The 13614-nt window shown below is 30.7% G+C and carries 13 protein-coding genes; 6 read left to right on the forward strand and 7 right to left on the reverse strand.

Annotation, left to right across the window (positions count from 1 at the left end; translation table 11 throughout):
* Positions 1 to 43: 43 nt before the first annotated feature.
* From Q0049_RS15000 to Q0049_RS15020, 5 genes are all read left to right on the forward strand, one after another.
* Positions 44 to 436, forward strand: a complete 393-nt coding sequence (locus Q0049_RS15000) for a VOC family protein (RefSeq protein WP_298121931.1) — start codon at positions 44 to 46, stop codon at positions 434 to 436.
* 82 nt (positions 437 to 518) lie between these two features.
* On the forward strand, positions 519 to 1064 hold the full coding sequence (locus tag Q0049_RS15005; RefSeq protein ID WP_298121528.1) for a hypothetical protein: 546 nt from the start codon (positions 519 to 521) through the stop codon (positions 1062 to 1064).
* A 41-nt stretch (positions 1065 to 1105) separates the two neighbouring features.
* On the forward strand, positions 1106 to 1501 hold the full coding sequence (locus Q0049_RS15010; RefSeq protein WP_298121531.1) for a four helix bundle protein: 396 nt from the start codon (positions 1106 to 1108) through the stop codon (positions 1499 to 1501).
* Between the two features lie 58 nt (positions 1502 to 1559).
* Entirely contained in the window at positions 1560 to 2618 is a 1059-nt protein-coding gene (locus Q0049_RS15015; RefSeq protein ID WP_298121533.1) for a nucleoid-associated protein, read from the forward strand.
* Positions 2619 to 2684: 66 nt separating this feature from the next.
* Entirely contained in the window at positions 2685 to 3530 is an 846-nt protein-coding gene (locus tag Q0049_RS15020; RefSeq protein ID WP_298121534.1) for a hypothetical protein, read from the forward strand.
* Between the two features lies 1 nt (position 3531).
* Here Q0049_RS15020 and bcp read toward each other — a convergent pair whose 3' ends face one another.
* Positions 3532 to 3984, reverse strand: a complete 453-nt coding sequence (bcp, locus tag Q0049_RS15025; RefSeq protein ID WP_298121537.1) for a thioredoxin-dependent thiol peroxidase — start codon at positions 3982 to 3984, stop codon at positions 3532 to 3534.
* Positions 3985 to 4022: 38 nt separating this feature from the next.
* On the opposite strand from bcp, the gene nth reads away from it, so the two are divergent.
* The gene (gene nth, locus Q0049_RS15030; RefSeq protein WP_298121539.1) at positions 4023 to 4682 is read left to right on the forward strand and encodes an endonuclease III; all 660 of its coding nucleotides are present in this window, start codon (positions 4023 to 4025) and stop codon (positions 4680 to 4682) included.
* Positions 4683 to 4894: 212 nt separating this feature from the next.
* Here the strand turns inward: nth and Q0049_RS15035 are convergent, their stop codons facing one another.
* The 6 genes from Q0049_RS15035 to Q0049_RS15060 all read right to left on the reverse strand — a co-directional run bounded on the left by Q0049_RS15035 (position 4895) and on the right by Q0049_RS15060 (position 13610).
* Entirely contained in the window at positions 4895 to 5482 is a 588-nt protein-coding gene (locus tag Q0049_RS15035) for a sigma-70 family RNA polymerase sigma factor (protein WP_298121542.1), read from the reverse strand.
* A gap of 245 nt (positions 5483 to 5727) precedes the next feature.
* Positions 5728 to 7503 carry a family 16 glycosylhydrolase gene (locus Q0049_RS15040; protein ID WP_298121545.1) on the reverse strand — a complete coding sequence of 592 codons (1776 nt, stop codon included), beginning with the start codon at positions 7501 to 7503 and terminating at the stop codon, positions 5728 to 5730.
* Positions 7504 to 7569: 66 nt separating this feature from the next.
* Positions 7570 to 8493: a glycosyl hydrolase family 17 protein gene (locus tag Q0049_RS15045; RefSeq protein ID WP_298121548.1), complete on the reverse strand. Its 924-nt coding sequence runs from the start codon at positions 8491 to 8493 to the stop codon at positions 7570 to 7572.
* A 12-nt stretch (positions 8494 to 8505) separates the two neighbouring features.
* A complete protein-coding gene (locus Q0049_RS15050) occupies positions 8506 to 10854 on the reverse strand; it encodes an MFS transporter (protein WP_298121550.1) in 2349 nt (782 codons plus the stop codon).
* Between the two features lie 41 nt (positions 10855 to 10895).
* Positions 10896 to 12353 (reverse strand): glycoside hydrolase family 30 protein, encoded by a 1458-nt coding sequence (locus Q0049_RS15055; protein ID WP_298121553.1) that lies wholly within the window; start codon positions 12351 to 12353, stop codon positions 10896 to 10898.
* Between the two features lie 57 nt (positions 12354 to 12410).
* Positions 12411 to 13610: a glycosyl hydrolase family 17 gene (locus Q0049_RS15060; RefSeq protein WP_298121556.1), complete on the reverse strand. Its 1200-nt coding sequence runs from the start codon at positions 13608 to 13610 to the stop codon at positions 12411 to 12413.
* Positions 13611 to 13614 lie beyond the last annotated feature (4 nt).

Below are 13614 nucleotides of genomic sequence, written 5' to 3' on the forward strand. Positions count from 1 at the left end.
GCAATTTTAAAAAATTGTAATTTTGTCACATAAAAATCTAGGAATGCTTCAACTCAATAAAATCCATCATATTGCTATTATTTGCTCAAACTACGATATTTCGAAAAGATTTTATACCGAAATTTTAGGATTCAAAATCATTTCTGAAGTGTATCGAAAAGAGCGTGATTCCTATAAATTAGATTTATCGCTAAATGGTACTTATTGTATTGAATTGTTCTCATTTCCAAATCCTCCACAAAGAGTTTCGCAACCAGAAGCTTGTGGATTGAGGCATTTAGCATTTGAAGTTGATGCTGTTGAGTTTACAAGAGATTTTTTAATTTCAAATAACATTCCTTGTGAAATTATTCGAACAGATGAATTTACTAATAAAAGATTTTTCTTTATTTCTGATCCAGACAATTTACCCATAGAGTTTTATGAAAAGGAATAGAAATCTTATTAACAAAACGTAATTCAAAATTCGTATTTCATAATTAATATTTTACCTTTGACGCTTTATTAAAAATAAGATTATGGTTTACAAATTTAGAGTGATTCTTGATGCAGAAGAGGATATTTTTAGAGATATTGCAATTCTTGAAACAGATACTTTAGAAGATTTACACAATGCAATTGTTAATGCTTTTGGTTTTGATGGTTTGGAAGTAGCCTCTTTCTATACTTGTGATGACACTTGGAACCAAGAAGATGAAATTCCAATGTTTGACTCTGGTGATATTCCTGGTGAAAACAAAATCATGAGCGATTACGAATTGGCAGATATTCTTGACGAAGACAACACTAAAATAATCTATGTCTATGATTTTATCAATATGTGGACATTTTTAGTAGAACTTGCAGCGGTTGAAGACACTATTGAAACCGGAGTTATCTATCCAAGTTTACTTTTTTCGCATGGAGAAATGCCAGCCGAAGCGATGGAAAAACATTTTCAAGCCGATTTTGATGAAGAAGAAAGCTATAACGAATTTGATGACGATTTAGACGAAGATGATCTTGATGCTTTTGGAAGTGACGATAGCTTTGAAGATTATGGATTTGAGGAAAATTGGAATTAGGAAAAAGTTTAAAATTGTTTAAATTGGTTTAAAATTGTTCTATGGCTACTATTAAAAGATTTGAAGATTTAGAAATTTGGATAGAAGCTAGAAGACTATCAATAGAAATAATTTTAATTTCGAAGACCACTGAATTAAGCAAAGACTTTAAACTTAAAGACCAAATTAAAGGTTCATCAGGATCTGTAATGGACAATATTGCAGAAGGATTTGAAAGAAATGGAAACGGAGAGTTTCGCCAATTTTTATCTATTGCAAAAGGCTCTGCAGGAGAAACAAGATCACAATTATATCGAGTTTTTGATAATGAATATATTAATGAAGAAAGATTAACCAACTTAATTTCTGAATATGAAAAATTAAGTGTTAAAATACATAATTTCATCACTTATCTAAACAAAAAAGATTTCAAAGGGACAAAGTATATCGACTCCTAATCGAACAACTTTAAACCAATTTAAACAACTTTAAACCCTTTAACAATTTCACACAAAAATGATTAATTTATTCAACGCCCACATCGAGAATTTATCCATCCATAGAGTTGGAAACAAAAGCCGTAGCGAAGCCATTTTTCTATCTGAAAATCCTTATGGATTAAATGATGAAATTGTTCCTTTATTGAAGGAATATTTCTTTAAATCCTTTCGTGAAAAAGAAGAAAATTATTTTCAATTTGCACACGAAGTAGATTTAGAATACAACGAAATGTTCAATTTTGCAACAGAGGTTTTTACCAACCCTAGTTCAATTCATGACGTTTCTCAAAAAATAACACAACATTTATTTGAGCAATCAAATCATCCACATATTAAAAATGGAGAAGTTTATGTTACTTATTTAACAAACGTTTCTATCGATAATAATGTTGTAGATGCCATTGGTGTATTCAAAAGTGAGTTGCGAACCGATTTTTTACAATTTGAAGAAAAGGATAGTAATTTAGAAATGATTCTTCAAGAAGGAATTAACTTAAATAAACTAGATAAAGGTTGTTTAATTTTCAATTACAAAAAAGAAGAAGGATACAAAATTTTAACTGTTGATAGCAATCGTTATGACGCTAGATATTGGTTAGAACATTTCCTATCTGTTGATGCTTTTCAGGATGAAAATTTCATGACTAAAAAGTATTTGAAATTCTGTCAAGAATTTGCTAAAGAGGTAGTTTTCCCAGCTGAAGATAAAAAACAAGAAGTAATGTTTATGAATCGTGCAGTAAATCACTTTGCAAAAAACGATGAGTTTGAAGAAACTGCTTTCTTGAATGAGGTTATGGAAAATCCAGATTTGATTCCAGAATTTAAAAATTACAAAGCAGATAGAGGCGAAAAATATAGTATCGAAGATGTTACAAGTTTTCCAATTGCAAATGCTGCAGTTAGCGATGCAAGAAAATCAATTAAAAATGTCATCAATCTAGATACTAACATTCAAATAAAATTAGATTTCATCAATCCTGAAAGTGCCGAGAAGTTTGTAGAAAAAGGTTGGGATGAAGAAAAGCAAATGTATTATTATCTAGTTTATTTCAATAAAGAAAACAAAAGCTAAATAAATTATAAATCCTTAATTAAGTAATTGATTAAGGATTTTTTGCTATTATATAAAATTAAAACAATGAAAAAAACACTTACTTATTTACTATTATTTATTACATCTACAAGTTCATTTTCGCAAGAAGTTGAATTAGAAAATTTTAGAAAAGAATTAGATTTTTTTATTGAATATTGTTTAGGCAAAGTACCTTCTATGCCTCAAAACGAAGCCAATCATAACAAATTAGTAAAAAAAATAGATGATGCTTTTGCACTTTTTATAACTCATTCTGAAAGTCAAAATTCACCTAATTTCAAAACTGCATTAAACGATAGTAACGTAAAATTTAGTAATATCGATTCAAGGATTTACGTTTGCATTGAAACGTTTACTGCAAAAAATGCAAGTTATACCGTATATAGTTATAGTTCTGGGTTTAGAAAAGCTTATTTTGTAAAAAATAATAACTCAAATACTATAGTTTATAAAGGAAAACCCGGAATGATGTATATCGACAACATTTTTGAAATAGATGACAAAAACATTCTTTTAATTGAAAAAAGTGGTGATAGACAAACAAGTAAAAAAGCAATGGTGTTTTCAAGTGCTCAACCTACATGGAAACTTATAGAAGCTTTTAAAGGAAAAGCTTTTGGCCAAGTTAATGCAGACTATTTTAATAAGAAATTCGTTAACAAAAGACCTTTTTTATTGTTAGAATGTGAATTTGAAGATTTAATGTCAGCACCAAAGGAAGCAAACGAAATTTATTTTGATGAGAATACAAAAACAATTTCTTATAAAATATTTGAAAACAACTATAAGTTTAAAGTCATTTCATCAAAATGGGACAATAATATGTTCACCATAGATGATTATGATGTAGGTGAAAATTTTTCAGGAAGTGTTCCTGTTATGGAACGATAAACTATTTCAATATTTGACTTGCGTGAACTTTAGTTTTAACATCTGAAATTACATCGGCAATTATTCCGTTTTCATCTATAACAAAAGTGGTTCTGTTGATTCCGTCATATTCTTTTCCCATGAATTTTTTTGGACCCCAAACGCCAAAGGCTTCAATAACCGATTTGTCTTCATCTGCTAAAAGAGGAAAAGGGAAATCATACTTTTCTTTGAATTTGAATTGTGCTTTCTCAGAATCAGCACTTACTCCTAATAAAGCGTAATTATTTGCTTGAAAGCGTTCAAAATTATCTCTCAAATCACAAGCTTCAGCAGTACAACCTGGAGTATTTGCTTTTGGATAAAAGAAAACTACTAATTTTTTTCCTTTGTAATTTGATAAAGTGTGCGTTTTACCATCCTGATCTTTTGCTGAAAAATTTGGAGCTTTATCTCCAATGTTTAATAGTGCCATGATTTTGTTTTATATTTACATACCAAATTTAATTAAAAATGACCAAAAAAGAGCGTGCAACATTTGTTATAAATACGTTAAAAGAATTATATCCGACTATACCAATTCCGTTAGATCATAAAGATCCATACACACTTTTAATCGCAGTTTTACTATCTGCGCAGTGCACTGATGTTCGTGTCAATCAAATCACGCCACTTTTATTTGCAAAGGCAGATAATCCATATGACATGATAAAAATGACCGTTGAAGAAATTAAAGAAATTATACGTCCGTGTGGATTATCTCCGATGAAGTCTAAAGGAATTTATGGTTTGTCGCAAATTTTAATAGAAAAATATAATGGAGAAGTTCCTCAAAGTTTTGAAGCTTTAGAATCATTGCCTGCTGTAGGACATAAAACAGCTAGTGTAGTTATGAGTCAAGCATTTGGAGTTCCAGCGTTTCCTGTTGACACACACATTCATCGATTGATGTACCGATGGAACTTAACCTCAGGTAAAAATGTAGTTGAAACTGAAAAGGATGCAAAAGCCATTTTTCCTAAAGAACTATGGAATGATTTACATCTTCAAATCATTTGGTACGGACGTGAATATTCACCTGCAAGAGGTTGGGATTTAGAAAAAGATATTATTACAAGAACTATTGGTAGAAAAGAACTTTTAAAAGAATTTAATAAAAAAATATCCCGATAAATTCTATCGGGATATTTCTTAATTAGCAAGAAGTTCGAAGTTCATATTACCCACTTTGACCATTTTCAAAGCTTTTGAATAATTAAGTATGAAATTAATTGTTTCTTTTTTTGGTAACATTTTTGTGTTTGCTAATGCTTTTTTAGAGTAAAGTTTTGCCATAGAATAGTTTAAATTATAATTCTATAACGTTATAGCAAATGATTTATTGTCTAATTGGTTAAAATAATATTATTTTTTTCAATTATTTTTCTCAAATTCAATAAAGCATATCTCATTCTGCCCAATGCAGTATTGATACTAACACCTGTTAGCTCTGCTATTTCATTGAAACTTAAATCTTGATAAATGCGCATCATTAAAACTTCTTTTTGATCATCTGGAAGTTCAAGTATGATTTTTTGCAAATCATTTTCAATTACATCATTAATCATTTTTCCTTCAATATTTAAGGAAGAATCTTTAAGAACTGAAAATATTGAAAATTCTTCGGTTTCGCGAAGCATTGGCATTTTTTTATTTTTTCTGTAATAATCTACAATAAGGTTGTGAGAAATACGCATTACCCAAGGTAAAAATTTACCTTCTTCATTATAGGAATTTGATTTTAAAGTTTTAATAACTTTAATAAACGTATCTTGAAATATATCGTCAGCTACATCACGATCATTCATTTTTGAATAAATAAAACCGTAGATTTTAGTCTGATGTTTGTTGATTAATAAAGCCAGAGCATTTTCATCTCCAGCAATATAATTCTTTACCAATAAAGCGTCTGGGATTTGATTTGTAGTAGCCATAAAAATTCCTTTTAGTTTTGAGTTAAAAAATCGTAATGTTTTTTCTAAAAGTAATTTTTTTCGATAGGCGACTGTTAAATTTTAATTAAATTATAGCCAAATGTAACATAAACTTTTCTTAATATGCAAATAAAATTTTAAATTTTAACATTTTGAATGCAATAAAATAGAAAAAGTAGCAAATAAACGACAAAAAAACCTTGCAAAATAAAGTTACATTGCAAGGTTCATAAAATTATAGGCAATTATTCTATAATTATTTTCTTTACAGATTTACCATTTCCTGAATGTACAACTAGCAAATACATTCCTTTGGAAAGATTTTTGACATCAATATTATTAGGATTGGTATTATTTTCTAAAATCAGATTACCAATAATATCGAAAATTTGAACTTTATCAATAGTCTTTTTAGAGCTAATTTCAACATAATCACTTACTGGATTTAAAAATGAAAAATCATCTAATTCAGAAATACTTTCATTTTCTAAAGCACAATTATTTCCTACAACATAAGTGTAATAATTTGTAACCGACAATCCACCAGCATAAGCAAACTTGACAGCATATATAATTGTTGATCCAATTGTTTGACCAGTAATAGTTTTAGTAAAAGTGTTACCTGAAACGTTGGTCATTTGAGTTTCTGTAAATGGACTTTGTTTCCATAAAAAAGCTACTACTCCAACTTTATCAATGTCCAACAATTCAAAAGTTATTTTTACATCAGTTCCTAAAGTTTCAAACGCATAATTATATCCTATTGAAAAAGAACCTATTTGCGCTGCTGAACTCGTACCTGAACATCCAATGACTCCAGTAGTAGTTGCATTAACAACTATTGGATTAGATATGTAATTATTTCCTGCCAAATCACTAGCTGAAATTGAAAAAATATAATTTGTGTTTGATGACAAATTAGGAATAACAACTGATTTTTGTACACCTGATGGATTAGCTGTATTTATTGTTCCACCACTATAATTAATAGTATATGCAACATTTCCTGAATTATCATTTGCATTCAACAATAATTCAATTGTTGAACTAGTCACTGTCCCAATTGAAGCTGTAAAATTAGTTGGCGCTTGAACATCTGGATCGGTATTTTGATAAACTCTAACATAATCAATTTCCATAGCTGTTTGAGTAAAACTTTCAGGAATTATACCGGCAATTCCACCCATTGCTATATTTAATAACAAATATTGCTCAGAATTGAACGGCCAATTACTAGGTGTTTTCACTGCAGGATTGTAAGTATAATAAGCAACACCATCAAGTAAAAAAGTAATTTGATAAGGTGACCAATTCATTGAATATACATGAAAGTCATTACCTAAATTATTTGCAATTGTACCTCCAATATTTGTAGTGTTTCCAAAAGAGGAAGGTGTATGAAGTGCGCTTTGAACATAATTTGTAGGTTGTGATGGCGTAATTCCATGCTCCATAATATCAATTTCTCCGCAAGCTGGCCAATCTGTTGTTCCATAAGTTGCATCGAAAAAGCCTCCATCTTCATTTACGTTTTTTCCCAACATCCATAATGCTGGCCAAGTACCTTGATTGGTTGGAACTTTTGCACGTATATCTACACGACCATAAAGAAATGCAAATTTAGAATTTAATCGAGCGGAAGTATATTGTTTAGTTACTCCTTGATTTGTGTATGGTTCTTTTTTTGCAACAATATTTAGAAATCCTCCATTAACTGAGGAATTTGTTAATTGATTAGTATAATGTTGCACTTCACCATTAAACCAACTTCCACCTGATGGCAATTGTGTTTGATGAAACCATTTAATCGAATTAACAGCACCATTAGCATCAAACTCATCTGACCAAACTAAATTATTATATACCACATCAACTTGGGAAAATCCAAATTGTGAAACTATAAGAAACGTTAGAAAAATTTGAAGTAAAGTATTTTTTTTACTCATGTGTTTATTTTCGTTTATTTGGTATTCTTGCTCCAAGCCATTTTGGCGAACTGTTAAGATAGTCTTTGATTTCATGATTAGCAATTTTTTATGATCGGTATAAAAAGAGTTTATCACGCTTTCAATCCACATCTTATTTTGTTAGAATTTAAGTTTTTCGTTTTTATCCCATAAACCCCAATAAGCTCCAACGGCACCTTCTGGACCAACTTTCCATGATTCATCAAAAGAAGAAAAATAAAAAATTTCAATGTTATTATGTTTCGACCAATTTTGTGTTTCAATGAAATATTGGATAGCATTTTCATTAGATGCAATCGCTGCTTTCAAAAAACCACCTTCGCTTGGCCAACCTGTTTCAGTAATGATCACGCGTTTACCGTTTCCTGCGTGTTTTGCAGACTCGAACATGCTTACCATGTGATGAAATGAATGCTCTATTGGACAACCTTCCCAGTAAGGATAACAATTGGTTAAAATAACATCACAAACCTCAGTAATATTTGGACGATGCGAAAACTCATAATAGGCATCAACATAGCCAACAGGAATATTTGGTAAAGCCTGTTTTACACGATTAATATAGTCAATTAATTGTTCCTCTGTTAAATCGCCACGATACATCACCTCATTACCAACGGCAGCAATATCTACAGAACCTTCGTTTGCAAGTTGAATTAATGCTTCTATTTCTTTTTCATTTTTTTCTAAATCATCGCCAAGCCAAGCGCCAACTAATGTTTGCATTCCATTTTGGTGAGCAATTCTTGGTATATGTTCGTTACCTTCAATACAGGAAAAAGAACGAACCCAATTGGTGTAAGGTTTTAATATTTGAATACGTCTGTCAACTTGTTCGGCAGTAATGATATCGCCAGGTTTTTGTCCGTCTTCATACATACTGAAACAAATTCCATGCATTCCATTTTCTAAAGTTTCTCTCCAAATATTCTTTAATTCTGGAAATGAAATTCCAGAAAAATCGATGTTATGATGTTCAAAACTATTTTCTTTAGTTTCAGAAAAATTATGTTGCGAAAAATAGTGTCCTTCTCTATACGACATAATGTGTATTTTTTAAAATTTTAATTTTTCATTTTCATCCCAAATTCCCCAAGCTGTTCCAACGGTTCCTTCTTGAATAACTTTCCATGGTTCGTCAAAAGAAGAAAAATGAAATAGTTCAATATTATTACTTTTTACCCATTTTTGAGAAGATATAAAATATTTCATTACATTAACTTCTGTTGGAATTGCATCATCAACTTTGTCGCCTTTACTAGGCCAACCTGTTTCTGAGATTATTATTTTCTTTCCTTGAGCTACATTTTGCGTTACTTCAAGCATATTTTGTAAATAAGAAGTTGTAAAATCTACATTTGCTCCTTCCCAAAAAGGATAGAAATTTACCAGAAGTAAATCGCAACTCGAAATTAAATTTGGTCTTTCTAAAAATTGATAATACGCATCAACATAACCTACTGGAATATCTGGTAAGGCATCTTTAACTCGTTTTATATAAGTAATTAGTTCTTGTTCTGAAATTTCTTCACGATGCAATACTTCGTTTCCAACGGCAGCAATATCAACCAAACCTGATTTTGCTAGTTTGATTAATGCTTCAATTTCTTTTTCGTTTCTAGATTTATCGTTACTAATCCATGCTCCAACAACAGTTTTTAATCCTTTTTGATGCGCAATTTGTGGAATTAACTCATTACCTTCAGTACAAGAAAAAGAACGAATCCATTTAGTATGAGGAGCAATAATATCTATTCTTCTTTTTATTTGATTTTCAGAAAGAATATCACCAGCTTTTTGATTTTCTACGTAAGGACTGAAACATAATCCATGCAATCCATTATTTAACGTATTTGAAAAAAGAGCTTTTAATTCGGCTTCACTTTTAGTATTCAATTCGTTATCAATAGTAGTGTTTATAGAACCATTTTTTACTAATGAAACTAGTTTTCCAGAAAGATATGCCGATGATTGAATTTTTGATTTTCCTTTTCGTTTATCTAAAAGATCTCTCACTTCTCTGGCTTTTGCTTCATCAATATCATAATTTCTCATTACCCAAATTGCACTCAATGTACCAATAATTGGAACTCCTACAAAGAATATTCGTAGCCAAAACATGGTTTCATCGGTTTGTGTAGCAGCATTGGACTGAAATGCAACTAAAGAAAGAATTAATCCACTTAACAATCCTGCAACAGCAGTTCCAAATTTTACCATCCACCAATAAATAGCGCCTAAACTTCCTTCTCTTCGTTTTCCTGTGTTGAGTTCGTCAATATCTATTACATCCGAAGTCATCGACATCATTAAGGTAAACAAACTCCCAATTCCGAAGGAGAAAAATGGCAATGCAAACAAAAAAAGATACGGTTTTCCTGGAACAAATAATACATAAAGCAAAATGTAACCGATTACAGAAATGCCTTGAGAAACCAAAAAAGCTTTCTTTTTTCCCATTGTTTTAGACATTCTCGCTACGATAGGAATTACCGCAACCGTTGTGATAATTGCACCTACGCTTCCAAATAAAGTAGGCCATAATCCAAAACCGTCTTCATTTCCTTTAAACAAATAATACTTGATGATAAAATACGAAAATGCTGCTGTGGTTTGAAAAGCGTTAAAAATTAAAAAAGTAGCAATACAAATTTTTCTGAATGGTTTAATTTCGATCGAAGCTTTTAATCCTTCTTTGATTTCGCCAAAACTTCCCAAAATCCCTTTTAAATCAATCGGGCTGTAATTTTCATTAAGCGTAGATTTACTTGGAATAAAAAAAGCAGGAATTGAAGCTAAAATAGCACAACCAATCGCAACATATACCGCTAAAGTTCGCACTGCAACATCACTTGATGGAAATAAAGTTTGATCTCCCATTATTACCCAAAACCAAGGAGCAACCACCCAAGCTAACTGACCAATAAGCTGTGAAGTTGCCATAATATTAGTTCGTTCGTGGAAATCATCACTCATTTCATAACCCATCGCAACATATGGAATACTAAAAATGGTCAATCCAGAATAAAAAATCAATGAAACTACTAAAAAGTACCAAAAATTATATGTAACGCCGTTTTCAGCATACAATTGCCACATTAATGCAAAAGAAATTCCTAAAATGATAGCACCTGCTAATACATATTGTCTTCTTCTGCCCCATTTCGATTTAGTATTATCACTTACATAACCCATTATCAAATCAAACAAAGCATCATAAAACTTTGGAATGAAATACGTTAAACCTAACAATAAACCACTAAATCCTAGTTTTTCAACCAAAACAACGGTAAAAATTCCTAGAGCTGCTGGGAACATTTGGTTCGCCAACATGCCTAATCCGAAAGCTATTTTTTGTCCGATTGGAACTTTATTTCCTGATGATGTTGAATTAGTGTTTGACATAATTTAGGTATTGTTATAAAATTATTTGTTTAGTTAGTTGGTTAATTTGGTTTGATTACTATAGTTTGCAATGCTTTTGCATCAATTGAAACTATCGTATTTTTGTTATTGAGTTTAATATCAATTGTATGTTTAGATTCTGTTGGATTAAAAACAGCTATTGCGATAGAACCATCTGAATTTTGTACAGCAGTTGAAACCAACTCTTTAGAATTTATTTCACATCCAATTTTTACAGCTCCAGGACGCATGAATTTGCTAAAATGAGCCATCGTGTAATATAATGGTGTAAAGTAGACTTCATCATTTTTATCATCAACAATAACTGGAGCTACGCACCAATTTTTGAACCAATTTGGTCCACCTTGTCGGTCAAGAACCATGTTCCAATCTACCCAACCATCAACCCAATTGTTTAAGCAACCGATAATATCAATTGCATAACGGTTTACTGGAGCGTATTTTGGATGCAAATATTTTTCTTTCTCACTTGCCCAATCCCAACCCCAATCAGTAGCTTCTTTTTTCCAATACCAAGCATCATCTTGCCAGTGTGGAATTTCAGAATCTATACAACCTTCGGTTTCAATTAAATATTTGTTAGGTGCTTTTTGGTGTGCGTATTGTAAATCTTGTGGGAAAACTTCGTAAGTACTTTCATACCAATGAATGGCCATTCCGTCAAAATATTTAGAAGTATTTTCATCTTTATACATTTCGTCTGCCCATTCTTTGATACCTGCACGGTTTTGGTCATATCCAAGAATCTTTACATTTCCCCAACCTTCTTTTTCTAATTTTGGTCCCATGTGATTCATTACAAAATCAGTCATTTCTTTTGGAGAAAAAAGGGTACTTTCCCAGTTGTTTCCGTTTCCGTGAGGTTCATTAATCACTGTTAAACCCCAAATATCAATACCTTCATTTTTGTAAGCATTTAGATATTTTGAAAAATATAAAGCGAAAGTATCGTTGAATTCAGGTAATAATTTTCCTCCAACATAATTTTTGTTGTCTTTCATCCAAGGCGGACAAGACCAAGGTGAAGAAATGATTTTAAAACCTTCTTTAGAAATTGCTTTTGCTTCTAAAATCATCGGAATTAAATCGGATTTATCATCTTGAATTGTAAAATGTTCTAAAGTCATATCGTTTTCGACTTTAGCGTAAGTGTAATTGCTTAAAGAAAAATCGCATGATGCAATATGAGTTCTAGTTAAAGAATAATTTGCGCCGTCTTCACTGAAATAAGCATCTAAAATTTTCTTACGGTTTTCTTTCCCTAATTTATTCAACAAATAAGCTGAAGATTCTGTAAAAGAACCACCGAAACCTGTAATAGTTTGAAATTTTTCATCAGGATTAATAGTTATGACAACTGGAGTTCCTTCGTTAGAAAATTGATTGATTTTAGTCAATGAATTTCCTTTTTCAGAAGTTTCATAAACTTGAACATTTAGTTTATCAGTAACTTTACAACTGTGTAATGAAAATGCCATAATACAAGCTATTATCAAAAATTTACTATCAATTATTTTTCTTTTTTTTACCATTCTTTAATTCTTTAAAATAGAATTTGGTATTTTAACATCTAACCATAAGGCTTTTTCATCACCATTATATGTTTTTGTTAATGGCTTTCCATCTCTAGTTAAACCTTTAAAAGTTCCCTTATCTATGTTTTTCCAAAGCACATACTTAGCCTGAGATTTCAAATTAATTAAGCCAAAATGATTTTCTGATCCTAATGGATTAGCTGCATCTTTCCAATTTTCATCAAAAGCTTCAAAATAGAAACATGAAATGTTATTTTTGTTGCTCCATTCTCTCATTAAGTCATAATACAAAGCTGATTTATATTCATCTGTTGCTTTAGAACCATCGTTTCCATAATGTTCATTAGACTTTGTTGCCCAACCTGTTTCACCAATATGAACAGGTTTATTCAAACCAATAGACTTCATATAATTTACAACACTATCATATTGATTGATAGCATAATCTCTTGCTCTTATCATCGCTGCATCAACCTTTTCTTTTTCAGATGATTGCAACTCACTTTCTTTAATTCCCCAAAAAACTGGATTATAATGAGTATCATGCATTGGATAAGTGTGCATCGAAATATAATCTACCGCTTTAATCAATTGATTCAAATCTTCTACATGATAATCTGCTGAATGTCCACCCCAAGAAGCAAAATTATCGGAACTTGTAATCCAAACTTGTTTCGGTAATTTATTCTCTTTCTTTAAATTTTGTAAATGATTTACCCATTTTAAAATGATATTTGGAGTTACATAATAACTAGTTGCCCATTTCACCATTGCTTCATTACCAACAGCAATAATTTTAATTATTTCAGGATATTTATTTGTTAATCGTATCGCTTCTTCAATTTCAATAGCATTTCTTTCACTTTCTTCATTGTGAATAGGTTGCAAATTTGTCCATGCATTTTTACAATCAATCCAAGCACCAAGCATTACATACATTTCAAAGTTCTCGTCGGTATTTTTTAATTCAGTAATGGCTTTTAATAAATTTATTACTTCTTCATGATGCACGTTATAAGTTCGTAAAACTTTAATATTCAATGCAGAAAGAATTCTTAAATCTTCTTTAATTTCTGTTATCGTTGGTTGAATTTCTCTAGAATTTGCTCTGTATCCACCATAACAAATAGCTTGATAATTTGTATTTCCTAATAATTTTTCTGCTGTCATTTCTTTTGAAACTAAATTTCTTGTATTCATTGGT

This window comes from Flavobacterium sp., from assembly GCF_027484205.1.
In the GTDB taxonomy this organism is placed as follows: Bacteria; Bacteroidota; Bacteroidia; order Flavobacteriales; family Flavobacteriaceae; genus Flavobacterium.